Below are 17,222 nucleotides of genomic sequence, written 5' to 3'. Positions count from 1 at the left end.
CTCTTTGCTACCCTACATACTGCCTCTTTCTTTTATAGTCATGACCACTAAACCTGCTCCTTTGCTTAGCCTAGATTTGTATGCGGCTGACGAATCCGTCACCCAGCAAGTGGCCGAATGGCTGTCGCCGTTGGTGTGCTCCGCTAACGATAATGGTGGCCACATTCACCTTATTGGCGACTTAGGTGCAGGAAAAACCAGTTTCACGCGAGCTTTTTTACGACACGAAGGTGTAACGGGGCGTATCAAAAGCCCAAGTTACGGTCTAGTAGAAAGCTATAATCTTTCTAGCTTAAAGGCGTATCATCTTGATTTTTATCGTTTTAGCGATAGCCGAGAATGGTTAGATGCGGGTTTTCGTGATATGCTTGAGGAAAATGCTGTTGTGCTCATTGAATGGCCTGATCAAGCAGGTGCGTTGTTACCCACTCCCGACCTAACGATCACGTTTGACTATTGCGAACCGGGCAGGCAGATCAATCTCTCGGCCTACAGCAAGAAGGGGCAATCATGGCTAGAACTGATCAAAACAAAAATTCAGAATTTACCACCCAAAGCATAAACCGCCGACGCTTGCTGGCGTCCGCGTCCTCGCTGATTCTCTTACCCATTGTTCCTCGCGTCGCTCACGCCAGCGCCATTGTGGCTGTGCGTACGTGGCCCGCTGACGACTACACGCGCGTCACGCTGGAAATGGATACCGAATTAAAAGCTGAACACTTCACACTAGAAAACCCGCATCGTATGGTGATAGACATTGAAGGTCTCACCATGAATAGCACGCTGCAGGAACTAGTGTCTAAAGTTCGCCCCAATGATCCGTATATCTCTACCATCCGTATCGCCCAAAACCGCGATAACGTGGTGCGTTTGGTGATGGATCTTAAACAGCCCATTGCCCCGCAGTTGTTTACGCTTAAACCGGTAGGTGAGTACAAATACCGTTTGGTGGTAGACCTGTACCCACGTGTAGCGGCCGATCCTCTCTTGGCGTTGCAACAGTTTGACGATAACGACCCCTTAGCTGGTGTGCTAGAAAGCTTGGCACAAAACCAGCCAGTGGTTCCGCCCCCGTCTGTGCAAGGTCAAGAAGTACCCCGCATTGCGCAACCTACTACGCCACCACCCACAACCACAGTGCCTCGCGTCAATCAGGCACCAGGCCGTAACCGCCCGGTACTGATTGCCTTAGACCCAGGTCATGGTGGTGAAGACCCAGGGGCGATTGGCCCAGGTGGTACACGCGAAAAAGATGTGGTTCTGCAAATCGCTCAGCGCCTAAAACGCTTAATTGATGCGCAACCCAACATGCGCGCCTACCTTACTCGCGACCGAGATTTCTTCGTGCCGCTAGGCGTACGCGTACAAAAGGCTCGTCGTGTAAAGGCCGATCTCTTTATCTCCATTCATGCCGATGCGTGGATTAAACCCTCTGCGCGTGGGTCATCCATCTATGCACTGTCCCAAAACGGGGCAACCAGTACAGCAGCCCGCTGGTTAGCCGATAAAGAAAACCAAGCCGACTTAGTAGGTGGGGTCAATATCGGTGGCCAAAGCCGTCAAGTGGCCGAGGTACTGTTAGATTTGTCCACTTCTGCGCAGATCAATGACTCCGTACGTGTGGGCTCTGGCATTCTCTCTGAGATTGGCAAGATCAACCAACTGCACAAACGTCAGGTAGAACGCGCTGGTTTTGCTGTGCTGAAAGCACCGGATATTCCTTCTATCCTGATTGAAACCGCCTTCATTAGTAACCCTAACGAAGAACGTTTGCTACGTAGTGCAGGTCACCAAGATAAATTAGCTCAAGCGATGCTGTCTGGCATCAACGACTATTTTTCATCGGGCGTAGCCTTGGCTAACCACGGCTAACCTTTTTGCATACCACCGGAGATTTACATGAGCACTGAACCTGTTCAGCCGCAGAACACTCCTCCTAACCCCAATGACTTGATCAATGCATGGAAGTCACAGTTGCGCCCCGGTTGGTTGATGGGCTTGGGTGCTGCATTTGTGGTGTTGGGTCTGATTGCGTTTATCTACGTGGTTGGTGCCACCTTGGCAAGCGTGCTGTTTATTGGCGTGCTGATGGCCATTGGTGGTGCATTGCAAATCGTACACGCGTGGAGCTGCAAAAACTGGCGCTCTTTCTTGTTCTGGTCATTAAGCGGCTTGCTGTATTTAGTGGCTGGCGTGATTGCGATCCTAAACCCATTAGTAGGTGCTGAAGTGCTTACCTTGGTATTTGGTGCGTCGCTGATTGCGTCTGGTTTCTTCCGTTTGTGGGTATGGCTACAAAACCGTACACAAGCAGGTGGTGGCTGGATTGCTTGGTCTGGTTTGCTGACCTTGGTTGTAGGTCTGATTATTGCTGCTGGCTGGCCTACAAACAGCTTGTGGGTATTGGGTTTGATCCTATCCGTAGACTTGCTGTTCCAAGGCTGGAGCATGCTGCTGCTGGGTATGGCACTGAAACGCCAATAAGCCATAACGCTCTCAACAATTTGCCCCCACATCCTATTCGGATGTGGGGGCAAATTGTTTGTAGACTATTGCTGTTAATGTCGGTCTCTAACAGGCTTTATTTCTACTGCTTCTCAGCACTACGTCGTACCAATTTCCAGATCAAACCACCCGCAACCGGCACGGCTGCTGCGCCAATCCCAATCAATACGATGGTGTTTAGGTGATCTTTGATAATGGGTACATTGCCAAAGAAATAACCTGCCGTAATCAACCCCACAATCCACAGGAAAGCACCCAACGTATTGTAAAGCTGGAACAGTGCTTGATTCATACTACCCACACCCGCCACAAACGGGGCAAAGGTTCTGAAGACGGGCAAAAAACGCGACATTACCAACGTTTTACCACCGTGTTTAGCGTAAAAAGCCTGCGTTTTGACCAACGCTTTGCGATCCAGAAAACGGGACTCCGTCGTAAAAACTTTGGGGCCGATATAACGCCCTATATAGTAGTTAACCGTATTTCCTAGAACCGCCGCTACAAACAACAACGCCCCTAAAGCCACTGGATCCAGCATACCCGATGCACCAAACGCCCCCGCGATAAATAGCAAGGAATCCCCCGGTAAAAACGGGAAAACCACCAAACCTGTTTCAGCAAATATAATAAGGAACAGGATTAGATAAATCCACGCACCATATTGCTCTACCCAGAGCCCTAGCGTTTGATCTATCTGCAAAATCATCGTCAGTATTTCAGGCATCGTTATTCAACGTCGTACTATATTTGGGGAAAACCAGACTATACAACACGTGACCGCCAAAATACGCACACTCTCACTACAAATTACAGAATATGCCAGTTCGTCACTCTATCGCCGCCCTGCCAGATCTGTTGGTAAGCCAGATTGCCGCAGGTGAAGTTATTGAGCGCCCTGCATCCGTACTCAAAGAGTTGCTGGAAAATGCCCTAGACGCGGGCTCCACCAACATCGAAGTACGTTTAGAAGGAGGCGGCATTCGCCGTATAGCAGTCACCGACGATGGGCACGGTATACCCCCCGACGAATTAGCCTTGGCATTCACGCGTCATGCCACGAGTAAAATCCGTAGTCTGTCTGAGTTAGAAGCCGTCGCCTCTATGGGCTTCCGGGGCGAGGCATTGGCCTCCATTGCCTCAGTAGCACGCACGGCCTTACGTTCACGCACCGAAGACGCCGCGCATGCATGGGAATTAGAAGGTCAAAACCAGCAACACCCCGAGGCCGCCAGCGGCAACGTCGGCACTACGGTAGATGTACGCCAACTGTTTGACCACATCCCTGCTCGCCGCAAATTCTTACGCACCGAAAACACCGAATACGGCCACTGCGTCACCGCCTTAGAGCGTATTGCTCTGGCCCGGCCCGATATCAGCTTTAGACTGTTTCATAACGACAAAGCCACCCGTCACTGGCGCAGCGGCTCCATCGAACAGCGCATTCTGGATGTATTAGGGGAAGAGTTCGTTAGCCAAAGCATTAACATTGGCCAAACCCAAGGCTTGATCTCACTGCATGGCCTAATCATTCGCCCTGCCCATGCCCGCAGCCGTACAGATCAACAGTTTCTCTACGTGAATGGTCGCTTTATACGCGACAGATTGGTCAGCAGCGCGATACGACAAGCCTATTCTGACGTACTGCACGGTGATAGACAGCCCTCGTACGCGTTGTATTTGAACGTAGACCCCAACACAGTAGACGTCAACGTACACCCTGCCAAACACGAAGTACGTTTCCGCGAATCTGGGGCTGTGTACAAGTTTATTGTGCAAACCTTAGGTGCTGCTCTGGCACAAAGCCAAGCCGAACACCAAACTCATACGATGGATGACTCCGCACCCTCGGTCATGTCATTCCCACCTACTGCATCACCTACCTATGTAGCGGGTGACACAGCTACAGGCTCGGCCCCCTCCGCCCCTTTGCAACCTAGCTACAGACACCAAGGCCGATTTGATCTGCAGCAGCCATACAGCACCCAACAAGGCGAGCAGTGGCAAAAGCTCTACGCACCTCTGCCAGAGCAGACTCCTCCCTCATTAGCGGAGCCAGTGGCTACAGTTGGTGCAACCCTGCCAGCCTCTGAGCCCGGCTCTGCCGCCGAAGAACTACCATTGGGTATAGCAATCGCCCAGTTGCACGGCATTTATATTTTGTCGCAGACTCAGCACGGTATGATTCTGGTGGATATGCACGCCGCCCATGAGCGCGTGGTGTACGAGCAGCTTAAACAAGCCATGGATGCGCGCGATCTGCCCTGCCAAGAATTACTGGTCCCCATCGTGTTCCAAACATCTGAAACCGATATGGCCTTGGTAGAAAACCATCAAGAGGCTTTGCAAGAGCTAGGGCTAAAAATCAGCCCGGCTGGCCCCACCGCTTTAGCGGTACGGGCCGTACCAGCCTTGCTGGCAAGAGGCGATATCGAAGCCCTAGCCCGCCACGTCTTGCAAGACCTGAACAACCTAGGCAGCTCAGCCCAATTAACCCAACAACGCAACGAGTTGCTCGCCACCATGGCATGTCACGGTGCGATACGAGCCAACCGCCGTCTAACACTGGACGAAATGAACGCTTTACTGCGCCGCATGGAACACACCGACAGAGCTGATCTGTGTAACCATGGCCGCCCAACCTGGTTTTACTGGTCCATCGCTGATTTGGACAAACTTTTCCTGCGTGGACAATAAAACATGAGTACAGATACCTCACGCCTGCCGGTCATTTGTTTGACCGGCCCTACCGCTGCGGGCAAAAGTGCCTCTACCTTGGCGTTAGCCAAACGGTGGCCCATAGAAATCATCGTGATGGATTCGGCCACTATCTACCAAGGTATGGACATAGGCACGGCCAAACCCAGCGCCGAAGAACAAGCCTTAGTACCGCATCATTTGCTCGATATTCGCGACCCTGCACAAAGCTACTCTGCTGCAGACTTTGCTACGGATGCCACACAACTCATACAAGAGATTTGGCAACGTGGACGCTACCCACTGCTCTGTGGTGGCACGATGCTGTATTACAAAGCGCTACGTGAAGGGCTTAATAATCTGCCATCGTCTAACCCTGAAGTGCGCGCACGTTTAGACGAACAAGCGGCACAACTAGGTTGGCCCGCTATGCACCAGTTGCTAGCAGAATACGACCCCATCACAGCCGCACGTTTGGCCCCTAACGATAGCCAACGTATACAACGTGCTATGGAAATCTACGAGATCAGTGGAAAACCCATGAGTGCGTGGTTACAAGAACAAGAACGCCAAAAACCCAGCATTCCGTTTCACACCCTCAGCCTAGAGCCCTCTGACCGAGCCTGGCTACATGCTCAGATTGCTTTGCGCTACCGACAAATGATTGATGCAGGGCTGCTTGCCGAGGTACAGGCCCTGTATGCGCGACCCGACCTAAACCCTACGCTGCCATCTATTCGTTGCGTGGGTTACCGACAGCTATGGGCACATTTGGATGGCGAATGCTCACAAGACGACGCCATAGAAAAAGCCATTGCTGCCACCAGACAGCTAGCCAAACGTCAGTTGACTTGGCTGCGTAGTGACCCGCAACGGCTTAGTATGGACTGCTTGAATCCGCATAAAGCGGAAGTGGTGGTGGACGCTGCCGCTCAGGTCTGGCCCACCGCCTAATGTGTTACACCATCAACACTTGTGGCTGATCTGCAACCCTTTCTACGATCTCGCCTAAACGGTATACCGTTTCGCCTTGCTCGCTCAGGTGTGCTGCAACCACGTCAGCTTGAGCAGCAGGCACTACAACTACCATACCGATACCGCAGTTAAACACACGCCACATTTCTTCGTCAGCCACGCCACCGTTTTCTTGCAACCATTTGAACAGAGCTGGCATTTCCCACGCATCGCGCTGAATACGTGCCGCTGTGTTTTTAGGCAGAACACGTGGGATGTTTTCCAACAAACCACCGCCTGTGATGTGAGCCATACCTTTAATGGCTTCGCGGTGTGCTGCCAACGCCGACAACATGGATTTCACGTACAAGCGTGTAGGTTCCATCACTACGTCAGACAATGGGCGACCATCTAACAGGTCTGTAGGCTTCGCATTGGCATGGCTGATGATCTTACGAATCAGCGAGAAACCGTTGGAGTGCGCACCGCTAGATGCCAGACCCAACACCACATCACCAGCTTCAATGTTTTGGCCAGAAATGATGTGTGACTTTTCTACAGCACCCACCGCAAAACCTGCCAAGTCGTACTCGCCTTCGGGGTACATACCAGGCATTTCTGCTGTTTCGCCACCAATCAGTGCACAACCGGAGAGCTCACAGCCTTTGGCAATACCTGCGACAACTTGTGCAGCGGTATCCACTGACAAAGTTCCACACGCAAAGTAATCCAGAAAGTACAATGGCTCAGCACCCTGAACCAGAATATCATTAACACTCATGGCAACCAGGTCAATACCAACGGTATCGTGGCGTTGCCAGTCAAAAGCCAAACGTAATTTGGTGCCGACACCGTCAGTGCCAGAGACCAATACGGGCTCTTTGAGATGTTTAGGTACCTCGAACAGGGCACCAAAGCCGCCAATACCTGCCATGACGCCAGGGCGCATGGTTCTAGCGGCTAAAGGTTTGATGCGATCAACAAGGGCATCCCCTGCGTCAATGTCTACCCCAGCATCGCGGTAGGTTAATGATACGGATTGATTGTTTGTCATGAGAAAAGCCGTGGGATATGTAAGAATTACAGGTTGGATGAGATTGTACGACACATGAACCAACAACTGATTCTGGATATTTCTCCAACCCCTACACCAACACTGGATAACTTTGTTATCGGTTCCAATCAGGAAGTGTTAAACGCCCTGATGCAGTGTCAGTCTGGTCGCGCCATTTATCTATATGGCGCGCCTGGGGTTGGTCGTACGCATTTGCTGCAAGCCATGGCTGCGCGTCATCACGGAGTCTATTTTAGTGCTTCTGATTCTATTGCGCAGCTAAAGAAGCTAATCTCGGCCGAATCCTTCACCCAACCACTGGTCGCTATTGACAATATCGAACAATTCAGCGCGGCAGGACAAGCTGCAATATTTGCTCTGTACAATCGCTGGCGCGAGTGTGCAGCATCCAGCCAAGCCTTTATTATCCTAGTTTCCGGTGAATTTGCCCCACTGGCTACTAAAGTACGTGAAGACTTACGCACGAGGCTAGGCTGGGATTTGGTATTCCGATTACAACACTTATCGGATGCGGAACGTGAAGAAGCGCTGCGCACCCGTGCCTTAGAAAAAAGTTTGCACCTGACCCCAGAGGTCATGCACTGGGTATTAACCCACTATGAACGCGACATGGGCCAGCTCATCAACCTAATTGATGCACTGGACCGTTATTCCCTAACGCGCAAACGGCACATTACCCTGCCGTTGCTCCGAGATTTATTGGCCGAAGGCCTTCTTTCTGTTGAGTAGCTATGAATACCCCAACCAATCTGGCACTTTTTGATCTGGACCACACTCTGCTTCCCTTAGACAGCGACTATCAGTGGGCCGAGTTTTTGGCGCGCACAGGTCGTGCTGGTGATCCAGAAGAAGCTAGACGTAAAAACGAAGATCTGATGGATCGCTACAACCAAGGCAACCTCACGGCAGAAGAGTCTGCCGAGTTCATGCTGGGGTTGTTAAGCAACACACCACGTCAAGAATTACTGGCATGGCAAGCGGAATTCATGGAAGAAGTGATTCTGCCTTCCATCACACCAGCCGCCTTGGATTTGCTGCGTTACCACCAACAGCAAGGCCACTTGTGCGCCATTGTCACCGCCACCAACGAATTCGTAACTACCCCCATCGCCAAAGCCTTAGGCGTTGAGCACCTAATTGCTACGTTAGCCGAAGAACGTGATGGTATTTACACTGGTAAACTAACCGGCGTGCCTAGCTTTAGAGAAGGCAAAATCACCCGTGTAGACCAATGGCTGCACGAATTAGGTTTACAACGCAACAACTTCGACCGCATTTGGTTCTACAGCGACTCCAGCAACGACTTACCCTTAATGGAACTGGTCTCTGATCCTGTAGCCACCAACCCAGGTGAAGGGCTGCGTCGTACAGCACACGAGCGCAATTGGGCCGTGCTAGACCTGTTCGCACAGTTAATGGATGAGAAATCCTAATCAACTCACATGCTGAAACGAACAATAAAAACTTTCGTCGCGCGACTATTCGCCGCACCAGCTAAAGGCCCCAAACGGCTGGCTCAATCTCAACACGGGATTGATCCAGACCTCGTGTCTCGTCATGCTTTCAAAGTATGCGAAGTGCTGCAACAACATGGCTATGAAGCCTATGTAGTGGGCGGTGCTGTGCGCGATCTGATTGCCGGCTTGGAGCCCAAAGACTTTGACGTGGCGACCAACGCCACGCCAGAGCAAATTCGCCCATTATTTAGGCGTGCCCGTATTATTGGCAAACGCTTCAAACTGGTGCATGTGGTTTTTGGCCGTGAAATCATCGAAACCTCCACCTTCAGGGCCGGAGACAGCCAAAAGCAACAAACAGATGCCCATGGCCGTATCTTGCGTGACAACGAATACGGTGAGCTACTCGACGATGTAAACCGTCGTGACTTCACCTTAAACGCGCTGTACTACGACCCTATTACCGAAGAAGTGATTGATTACCACAACGGTGTGGAAGACTTAAAAAACCGTGTGGTACGCATGATCGGCGATCCGGATACCCGTTACCGTGAAGACCCGGTACGTATGCTGCGCGCGCTGCGTTTTGCCGCCAAGCTAAATGCCACCATCGAGCCACAAACGCATCAGCCTATTCAAAAACTGGCCTCACTCATCACGAATGTGCCTGAGTCCAGACTGTTTGATGAAATGCTGAAGCTGCTGGAATGTGGCCATGCCTTGCGATGCTTAGAGCAATTGCAGCAAGAGGCTTTAGTGCCGTATCTGTTGCCATTTTTGGAGCACAGCCTCGCTGACCCTGAACAACGCTTGTTCTTGGAGATTGCACTAGCACGCACCGATAGCCGTGTACGTAGTGGCCGCAACACCAGCCCTAGCTTCGTGTTTGCTGCTCTGCTCTGGAAAGCGGTACAAGAGCAATGGGAAAAGCGCCTCAAAGCAGGCTCCCCTCCGGTACAAGCACTGTCTGAAGCCAGCGACATCGTGATTGAAGAACAAAGTCGCACACTGCCTATTCAACGCCGCTACCAAGGTGATATGCGTGAAATCTGGTTCATGCAGCCACGCTTTGAGCGGGTGAACAATAGAGCCATCTGGCGCATGATCGAACTGCCGCGCTTTCGTGCTGCGGTTGATTTCTTACAGTTGCGTGCGGAAGCCAAAGAAGTGGATAGCATCATGGCGCAATGGTGGATGGATTTGGCCGATAGCCAAAACACAGAAACCCGCGCCGCTATGATTGAAGCCCGCCCCACTGCACCACGCAGCACAACTACCCGCCGCCGACGCACACCACGTAGACGTCCAAAAAACACCGCCACGCAGGACACCTCTTCAAATGAGTAAAACACTTGCCTACATTGCATTGGGTGCCAACTTAGGCGACCCCATTGGCATGCTGCTGGATGTGATTGATGAATTACGCGAACTGCCTGACTGCTCTAATTTGGAAAGCTCTGGTTTTTATCGCACCAAACCGTTTGAAGCATCAGGCCCTGATTTCATTAATGCGGTAGTCAGCCTACACACTACGCTTAGTCCGCTAGAGTTGTTGCATGCCTTGCAAGCCCTAGAAAACAAGCATGGTCGTGTACGCACTGAACACAATGGCCCACGCACGCTGGATCTAGACTTGTTGGTGTTTGGTGATACGCAGATGGACACCCCTGAACTCACTCTGCCGCACCCCAGAATGCACCAACGTGCGTTTGTACTGTACCCCTTGGCTGATTTGGCTCCTACGCTGAAGTTGGCTCAAGGCTCAGTGCAGGATTTGCTGCCTAGCGTGGCAGATCAAGGTATTGAAGCTTTAGATATGGGGTTTGATGACGAAGACGACGATTGATTCATACGTCTGCGCTGTTCCTAGCTGCCAGTCTTAGTCTGCTAACGAAGCCCTAGTGTATTGCTGGGGCTTTGTTGTTTGAGGCTGAAGACGTTAGTTAATTACTCAAATAGAGAGGCGGCATTCATCGCACGCGCTGTGGGAACTGCAGGAAAGCTTTTTGTGATTTGAGACACCAAATCAAAAAAGTTTCCTCTCCGTCCCCACGACTGTATTGGACGGCGTCAGGCGTACTGCCCTTTCTTAAGCGGACTCAGGCTACAGCCATTCATGGTTGATTTTGTACTTCTACTTACTGGCCTGTCATTGCTGTGAATACGGCACTCGGTGCAAGACTACAGGTGCTGTTCTGCCCCTAAAGCATTGAAACTGACAGCTGATTGCCTATCCCCCACAGTAGCGTACTCACCAGAAATCCGAGACTCTACAGCAGCAACCAAAACAAAAACTTAGGCAAGCGATGAAGGAAAGGCGGATGGAAGTATTTTTTTATTTAGTTTACAAATTAAAAAATACTTTCGCAGCCTTAGGCTACGGCAGACAGTAGTCAGTAAGCGGGCTTTTACCTCCACTTTCACGCACACGAACAGCACATAAAAAAACACCCCAGCATTACGCATAGGGTGTTTTCATAAGGACGATGTGTTTCCACCACCGCCCTTAATAGCAACCGCACATACTTACACAGGAACCACAGGGATTTCTGCGATACGTTTGCGCCAGACCTCTGGGCCAGTTTTGTGTACCGATGTACCAGCGGAGTCTACCGCTACGGTCACTGGCATATCTTTGACTTCAAACTCGTAAATGGCTTCCATGCCCAAGTCTTCAAAGCCCACTACACGGGCTTCGCGAATCGCTTTGGAGACCAAGTATGCCGCGCCACCTACAGCCATCAAGTAAGCAGAACCGTGTTTGCGGATCGCTTCAATCGCCACTGGGCCACGCTCTGCCTTACCAATCATGGACAACAAGCCTGTTTTTTCCAACATCATGTCGGTAAAGCTATCCATACGAGTCGCTGTAGTTGGGCCTGCTGGACCAACGGCTTCGTCACGTACTGGGTCCACAGGGCCTACGTAGTAAATCACGCGGTTCGTGAAGTCCACTGGCAATTTCTCGCCTTTGGCCAACATGTCTTGGATGCGTTTGTGAGCCGCATCACGACCCGTCAACATTTTGCCGGACAGCAGCAATGTTTCACCGGGTTTCCAGCTAGCAACTTCTTCTTTAGTCAGCGTATCCAGATTTACTTGCTTGGACTTGTTGTAATCAGGTGCCCAATGCACATCAGGCCACAAATCTAAGGATGGCGCTTGTAAGTGAGCTGGGCCAGAACCATCCAGCACAAAGTGTGCGTGACGTGTAGCTGCACAGTTAGGAATCATGGCCACAGGCTTAGAGGCAGCGTGTGTTGGGTAAGTGTTGATCTTCACGTCCAACACAGTAGTCAAACCGCCCAGACCTTGTGCGCCAATACCCAAGGCGTTCACTTTTTCGTACAGCTCAATACGCAGCTCTTCCAATTTGTTTTGTGGACCGCGCTGCAGCAGCTCGTACATATCAATGTCTTCCATCAGGGACTGCTTGGCCATCAGCATGGCTTTTTCAGCCGTACCACCAACCCCAATCCCTAACATACCGGGCGGACACCAACCTGCACCCATTTCTGGCACCATGCGCAGCACCCAATCCACCAAGGATTCGCTAGGGTTCAACATGGCAAATTTGGTTTTATTCTCTGAACCACCGCCTTTGGCTGCCACTTGTACATCCACTGTAGAGCCAGGCACCAGCTCTACAGAGATAATACAGGGCGTATTATCACGGGTGTTTTTACGGGCAAACAGCGGGTCGGACAACACCGAGGCACGTAGACGATTATCCGGGTTCAAGTAACCTTGACGTACCCCTTCATCACAGACCTCTTGTAAGCTGCCTTTAATGTCAAAACGCACATCCATACCTACTTTTAGGAACACGTTCACAATACCGGTGTCCTGACAAATAGGGCGATGGCCTTCTGCACACATGCGCGAGTTGGTCAAAATTTGAGCGATAGCATCTTTGGCGGCTGGGCTTTCTTCACGTTCGTAGGCGCGGGCCAAGTGCTGAATGTAATCGGCGGGGTGGTAATAGCTGATGAACTGTACGGCATCAGCAATGGACTGTATTAAGTCCTGTTCTTTGATAATCGTGGTCATATGCTTGTCTTCGGTTCAAATAAAAGCCAAAACGTCTTATCCCGTTATTGTACTTGTCCTGCCTCATCTCGCGTAGAACAAACACAGTCTCTGCCCCGTCAGCACTCAAAACCAGCTAAAATGGAAGAATTTTGGCAGTACATCGAACCATAGTCTTACTACCCTATGCTTACTTTCCAGCAACTGATCCTTACGCTTCAACACTATTGGGATAAACAAGGCTGCGCTTTGCTACAACCCATTGACCTTGAAGTCGGCGCAGGCACTTCCCATACTGCAACCTTCTTACGTGCTATTGGCCCCGAGCCATGGAGCGCTGCCTACGTGCAGCCGTCACGCCGCCCTGGTGATGGCCGCTACGGCGAGAACCCCAATAGGCTGCAACACTACTACCAGTACCAAGTCGTGCTGAAACCTGCACCTGAAAACATTGTGGATCTGTACATAGGCTCGTTGCAGGCATTGGGCATTGATCCCAAACAGCACGATATCCGCTTTGTAGAAGACGACTGGGAAAACCCAACGTTAGGCGCATGGGGCTTGGGCTGGGAAGTCTGGCTAAACGGTATGGAAGTCACCCAATTCACCTATTTCCAACAAGTAGGCGGTTTGGACTGTGTGCCCGCTACCGGCGAGATCACTTATGGTCTAGAACGTCTGGCGATGTACATTCAAGGCGTAGAAAGTGTGTACGACTTGGTGTGGACACGTGATGCGCATGGCCGCACGGTGTACTACCGTGACATCTACCATCAAAACGAGGTAGAGCAGTCCACCTACAACTTCGAGCACTCTAACGCTGCGATCCTGTTCCAGCACTTCCAAGACTACGAAAGTGAAGCCAAACGCCTGATTGAAATCGATCTGGCCTTGCCTGCTTACGAACAAACGCTAAAAGCCGCACACACCTTTAACTTGCTGGACGCCCGTGGCGCCATCAGTGTGACTGAGCGTGCTGCTTACATTGGCCGTATCCGCAATCTATCTCGCGGTGTGGCACAAGCCTACTATGATTCACGTGAACGCCTTGGCTTCCCTATGCTGCCTAGTAACGCTGCGGAGGCCAACTAAATGACCATGATGCCAAACGAATCCCGCTCATTGCTGGTTGAACTGCAAACTGAAGAGCTGCCACCCAAAGCACTGAACAACATGGGTCAGGCTTTTGCCGATGGTCTGCTCAAAACACTGCGTGAACAGCATTTGGTAGACGCTGACGCAACGGTTACCGCCTACGCCACACCACGTCGTCTGGCCGCCGTAATCAGTAGCGTCAAAAACCACGCTGATGATCAGCCGTTTTCTGAAAAACTGATGCCCGTCAAAATCGGTCTGGATGCTGATGGCAATCTGACCCCTGCCCTAAGCAAACGCTTGGAAAGCAAAGGTTTGGGTCACCTGACTGCACAAGATCTGCATGTAGAGTCCGATGGCAAACAAGATTGCTTGTTCGCTAAAGGTATGGCCAAAGGCGCTGCATTGGCAGAAGGCCTGCAAGCCGCGTTGGACTACAGCATTACGCACCTGCCTATTCCAAAAGTCATGCGTTATCAATTGTCGGATGGCCTGACTAGCGTACGCTTTGTGCGCCCAGCCCACAGTTTGATCGCGCTATGGGGTGATGACGTCGTTGCCGTGAACACCTTGGGGCTGCAAGCTGGCCGCTCCACCAAAGGCCACCGCTTCATGTGCGAAAGCCTGATTACCATCCAAAGCCCAGAAAGCTATGTAGCCCAACTGGAAACCGAAGGTAAAGTGATTGCGTCTTACGCTGATCGCCGCGCACGTATTGAAGCGCAATTGCAAGACGCTTGCACACGTCTGGAAGCCAGCCTAGGCACAGACCCTGAAGTAGTAGAGCTGCTAGATGAAGTGACCGCACTGGTTGAGCACCCTAGCGTTTACGTTGGTCAGTTCGATCCTATTTTCTTGGAAGTACCACCTGAGTGCTTGATTCTGACCATGCGTCTGAACCAGCGCTACTTCCCACTGTTTGACCCTAAACAAGGTACGCTGACCAATAAGTTCCTGATTGTCAGCAACATGCAGTTGGAAGATCCTTCCAACATCGTTCAAGGTAACGAAAAAGTAATTCTGCCTCGCTTGGCAGATGCACGTTTCTTCTTTGAAACCGACCGTAAACAACCGTTGGAAGAGCGTGTTTCCAGCTTGGAAAACAGCGTTTACCACAACAAACTGGGTTCACAACGCAAACGTGTAGAACGTATGCGCACCATCATTCGCGCTTTGGCCGAACGTCTGGGTGCAAATGTGACCTTAGCTGATCGTGCTGCACTGCTGGCCAAAGCCGACTTGAACACCAACATGGTGGGCGAATTCCCTGAGCTACAAGGTGTGATGGGTGCCTACTACGCGGCCGCTGATGGCGAAGATGCTAGCGTTATTGATGCCCTGCGCAACCAGTACCAGCACCGTCTGAACAATGCTGTCACCGATGCTAGCTTGGTGTCTGCGCTATTGTTCTTGACCGAACGCGCCGAAACCTTGATGGGTATTTGGGGTATTGGCTTAGCGCCTACAGGCGAGCGTGACCCTTATGCGTTGCGCCGTGCTGCATTGGGTCTAATCAGTGCCTTTGAACAGTTAGAAGCCGGTGGTTACTTAGGTGATATCGCCCACAGCCGTTTGGACTTGAACGAACTGCTGCAAATTGCAGCACAAAGCTTTGAAGAAGGCGAACTGGCTGCTACTACATTGGCTGAAGTACAAGACTTCATCTACGAGCGTTATAGAAACCAGTTGGTGGCTAACGGTCACGACCGTAACGTGGTTGAAGCCGTGTTGGCGCAACAGCCCCCACTGCAACAAGTACAAGCCCGTATTCAAGCATGTTCCGAATTTGCTGCCCTGCCCGAGTCACAAAGCTTGGCCAGTGCCAACAAGCGTATTGGCAACTTGCTGCGTAAAGCCGAGACCGAACTCAGTGCTGTACAAGCAGCATTGTTAGCAGAACCTGCAGAGCAAGCGCTGGCTGCTTGCATTGAGCAATTAGCCCCTGTGGCAGAAAGCCAATTCTTGGCGGGTGAGTTCAGCGCAAGTTTAGCTACCTTGGCACAAGCCAAAGAGCCTGTGGACAACTTCTTTGCTGATGTGATGGTGATGGCTGAAGACCCTGCGGTGCGACACAACCGCTTGGCTCTGTTGCAAAAGCTGCACCAGTTGATGAATCAGGTTGCTGACATTTCAAGGCTGGCGGCCTAATGCTTGCCATACTGGATCGCGATGGGGTCATTAATTATGACTCCAGCGCTTTTGTGAAAAGCCCTGAAGAATGGCTAGCACTACCCGGTAGTCTGGAAGCCATAGGTAGGCTCTCTCAAGCGGGCTGGAAAGTCGTGGTTGCGACTAACCAGTCTGGCTTGGCACGCGGGCTGTTCTCTATGCAAACCTTAAATGCTATACACCTGAAGATGCGCCGCGAACTGGCCAAATTCGGTGGGGTGATTGATGCCATTTTTGTGTGCCCGCATGGTCCAGACGATGGCTGTACCTGTAGGAAGCCATTACCCGGCATGTTTCTGGATATCGCCAGACGCTACGAGCAACCTTCTCTGCACAATGTCGTGGCTGTAGGCGATTCACTACGCGATCTGCAAGCAGCGTCTGAAGCGGGCTGCAAAACGTGGTTAGTAGAAACTGGGAACGGGCTCAAAACCCAAAAAAATGGCGGTTTGCCAGAAAGCTGCATTGTGCGGCCCAATCTAGCTGCCGTGGTGGATGACTGGTTAGGAACTTCTGCATGCTGATTTTACGCGCCGTACTGTATCAGCTTTTTCTGCTGATTACTGTGATCCCCTACTCCATTTTGTGTTTGTTGTGGTCACCACTGCCACTACGTTGGCGCTACAAGCTCACCGCTGGCTGGCCACACATGGCTGTCTGGGGGGCCAAACACATTCTGGGCATACGCTGGCAAGTCAAAGGCTGGGAAAACCTGCCTGATGGCCCTGCCGTGCTGCTGTCCAAGCACCAATCCGCTTGGGAAACCATGTTCTTTTGTGGCTACCTGCCCAAAGATGTATGTTTCGTCTATAAGCGCGAACTACACCGAGTACCCTTTTTTGGCTGGGGCTTAGCGCTGCTGCGCATGATCCCTATTAATCGCAGCAATGGCCGCGATGCCATGAAGCAAATCGTCAAAACAGGGCAAGAACGCTTAAATGAAGGCCGTTGGCCCTTGCTGTTTCCAGAAGGCACTCGCATCCCTCCGGGGGAGACTGGCCGTTACAAGCAAGGTGGTGCCATGCTAGCCTGCCGTACCAACAGCATTGTGATCCCTATTGCTCACAATGCCGGCGAATGCTGGCCTCGTAATGCCTTCATTAAAAAACCTGGCATGATCACAGTGTCGTTTGGCCCTGCCATTCACTCCGAAGGCATGTCGCAAGCCGCTCTCAACCAAGCCGTAGAGGACTGGATTGAAGGCGAAATGCGTGTATTGAATCCCGAACGCTATTCGTAGCGCT

At 51.5% G+C, this 17,222-nt stretch carries 16 protein-coding genes; 13 read left to right on the top strand and 3 right to left on the bottom strand.

What is annotated here, in order from left to right; genetic code table 11:
- Positions 1 to 40 precede the first annotated feature (40 nt).
- Genes tsaE through ACLPHM_RS15335 form a run of 3 tightly spaced genes read left to right on the top strand, consistent with a single transcriptional unit; the run spans position 41 to position 2,484 of the window.
- Complete coding sequence (tsaE, locus tag ACLPHM_RS15345; protein ID WP_430222083.1) at positions 41 to 562, top strand: tRNA (adenosine(37)-N6)-threonylcarbamoyltransferase complex ATPase subunit type 1 TsaE; 522 nt, start codon at positions 41 to 43, stop codon at positions 560 to 562.
- Positions 511 to 1,872 carry an N-acetylmuramoyl-L-alanine amidase gene (locus ACLPHM_RS15340; protein ID WP_430222082.1) on the top strand — a complete coding sequence of 454 codons (1,362 nt, stop codon included), beginning with the start codon at positions 511 to 513 and terminating at the stop codon, positions 1,870 to 1,872. Before tsaE ends, ACLPHM_RS15340 begins: the two co-directional genes overlap by 52 nt.
- A 27-nt stretch (positions 1,873 to 1,899) precedes the next feature.
- The gene (locus ACLPHM_RS15335) at positions 1,900 to 2,484 is read left to right on the top strand and encodes an HdeD family acid-resistance protein (RefSeq protein WP_430222081.1); all 585 of its coding nucleotides are present in this window, start codon (positions 1,900 to 1,902) and stop codon (positions 2,482 to 2,484) included.
- A gap of 103 nt (positions 2,485 to 2,587) precedes the next feature.
- On the opposite strand, the gene ACLPHM_RS15330 is transcribed toward ACLPHM_RS15335, so the two are convergent.
- Positions 2,588 to 3,229, bottom strand: a complete 642-nt coding sequence (locus ACLPHM_RS15330; RefSeq protein ID WP_430222080.1) for a VTT domain-containing protein — start codon at positions 3,227 to 3,229, stop codon at positions 2,588 to 2,590.
- 92 nt (positions 3,230 to 3,321) lie between these two features.
- On the opposite strand from ACLPHM_RS15330, the gene mutL reads away from it, so the two are divergent.
- The gene (gene mutL, locus ACLPHM_RS15325; protein ID WP_430222079.1) at positions 3,322 to 5,199 is read left to right on the top strand and encodes a DNA mismatch repair endonuclease MutL; all 1,878 of its coding nucleotides are present in this window, start codon (positions 3,322 to 3,324) and stop codon (positions 5,197 to 5,199) included.
- 3 nt (positions 5,200 to 5,202) lie between these two features.
- Positions 5,203 to 6,153, top strand: a complete 951-nt coding sequence (gene miaA / locus ACLPHM_RS15320; protein WP_430222078.1) for a tRNA (adenosine(37)-N6)-dimethylallyltransferase MiaA — start codon at positions 5,203 to 5,205, stop codon at positions 6,151 to 6,153.
- A gap of 4 nt (positions 6,154 to 6,157) precedes the next feature.
- Here miaA and purM read toward each other — a convergent pair whose 3' ends face one another.
- A complete protein-coding gene (gene purM / locus ACLPHM_RS15315) occupies positions 6,158 to 7,207 on the bottom strand; it encodes a phosphoribosylformylglycinamidine cyclo-ligase (RefSeq protein ID WP_430222077.1) in 1,050 nt (349 codons plus the stop codon).
- A 54-nt stretch (positions 7,208 to 7,261) separates the two neighbouring features.
- On the opposite strand from purM, the gene hda reads away from it, so the two are divergent.
- The 4 genes from hda to folK are packed head-to-tail and all read left to right on the top strand — an operon-like array spanning position 7,262 to position 10,531.
- Positions 7,262 to 7,957 (top strand): DnaA regulatory inactivator Hda, encoded by a 696-nt coding sequence (gene hda, locus ACLPHM_RS15310; protein ID WP_135861645.1) that lies wholly within the window; start codon positions 7,262 to 7,264, stop codon positions 7,955 to 7,957.
- A 2-nt stretch (positions 7,958 to 7,959) separates the two neighbouring features.
- The gene (locus tag ACLPHM_RS15305) at positions 7,960 to 8,661 is read left to right on the top strand and encodes an HAD family hydrolase (RefSeq protein WP_430222076.1); all 702 of its coding nucleotides are present in this window, start codon (positions 7,960 to 7,962) and stop codon (positions 8,659 to 8,661) included.
- 9 nt (positions 8,662 to 8,670) lie between these two features.
- Positions 8,671 to 10,032, top strand: coding sequence for a polynucleotide adenylyltransferase PcnB (gene pcnB / locus ACLPHM_RS15300; RefSeq protein ID WP_430222075.1), 1,362 nt, complete (start codon positions 8,671 to 8,673; stop codon positions 10,030 to 10,032).
- A complete protein-coding gene (folK, locus tag ACLPHM_RS15295) occupies positions 10,025 to 10,531 on the top strand; it encodes a 2-amino-4-hydroxy-6-hydroxymethyldihydropteridine diphosphokinase (protein WP_430222074.1) in 507 nt (168 codons plus the stop codon). The genes pcnB and folK overlap by 8 nt, the downstream gene beginning before the upstream one ends.
- A 680-nt stretch (positions 10,532 to 11,211) precedes the next feature.
- Here folK and ACLPHM_RS15290 read toward each other — a convergent pair.
- A complete protein-coding gene (locus ACLPHM_RS15290; RefSeq protein ID WP_430222073.1) occupies positions 11,212 to 12,735 on the bottom strand; it encodes a fumarate hydratase in 1,524 nt (507 codons plus the stop codon).
- Between the two features lie 165 nt (positions 12,736 to 12,900).
- Between ACLPHM_RS15290 and glyQ the strand changes: the two genes are divergently transcribed.
- From glyQ to ACLPHM_RS15270, 4 genes are read left to right on the top strand one after another with little or no spacing between them, the layout of a single operon-like run.
- The gene (gene glyQ, locus ACLPHM_RS15285; RefSeq protein WP_430222072.1) at positions 12,901 to 13,806 is read left to right on the top strand and encodes a glycine--tRNA ligase subunit alpha; all 906 of its coding nucleotides are present in this window, start codon (positions 12,901 to 12,903) and stop codon (positions 13,804 to 13,806) included.
- A gap of 9 nt (positions 13,807 to 13,815) precedes the next feature.
- Complete coding sequence (glyS, locus tag ACLPHM_RS15280; RefSeq protein ID WP_430222275.1) at positions 13,816 to 15,957, top strand: glycine--tRNA ligase subunit beta; 2,142 nt, start codon at positions 13,816 to 13,818, stop codon at positions 15,955 to 15,957.
- Positions 15,957 to 16,502 carry a D-glycero-beta-D-manno-heptose 1,7-bisphosphate 7-phosphatase gene (gmhB, locus tag ACLPHM_RS15275; protein WP_430222071.1) on the top strand — a complete coding sequence of 182 codons (546 nt, stop codon included), beginning with the start codon at positions 15,957 to 15,959 and terminating at the stop codon, positions 16,500 to 16,502. Before glyS ends, gmhB begins: the two co-directional genes overlap by 1 nt.
- Positions 16,496 to 17,218: a lysophospholipid acyltransferase family protein gene (locus ACLPHM_RS15270; RefSeq protein ID WP_430222070.1), complete on the top strand. Its 723-nt coding sequence runs from the start codon at positions 16,496 to 16,498 to the stop codon at positions 17,216 to 17,218. Before gmhB ends, ACLPHM_RS15270 begins: the two co-directional genes overlap by 7 nt.
- Positions 17,219 to 17,222 lie beyond the last annotated feature (4 nt).

This window comes from Paenalcaligenes sp. Me131, assembly GCF_050487225.1.
In the GTDB taxonomy this organism is placed as follows: domain Bacteria; phylum Pseudomonadota; class Gammaproteobacteria; order Burkholderiales; family Burkholderiaceae_B; genus Paenalcaligenes.
This window is presented reverse-complemented; position numbering and strand designations above follow the sequence as displayed.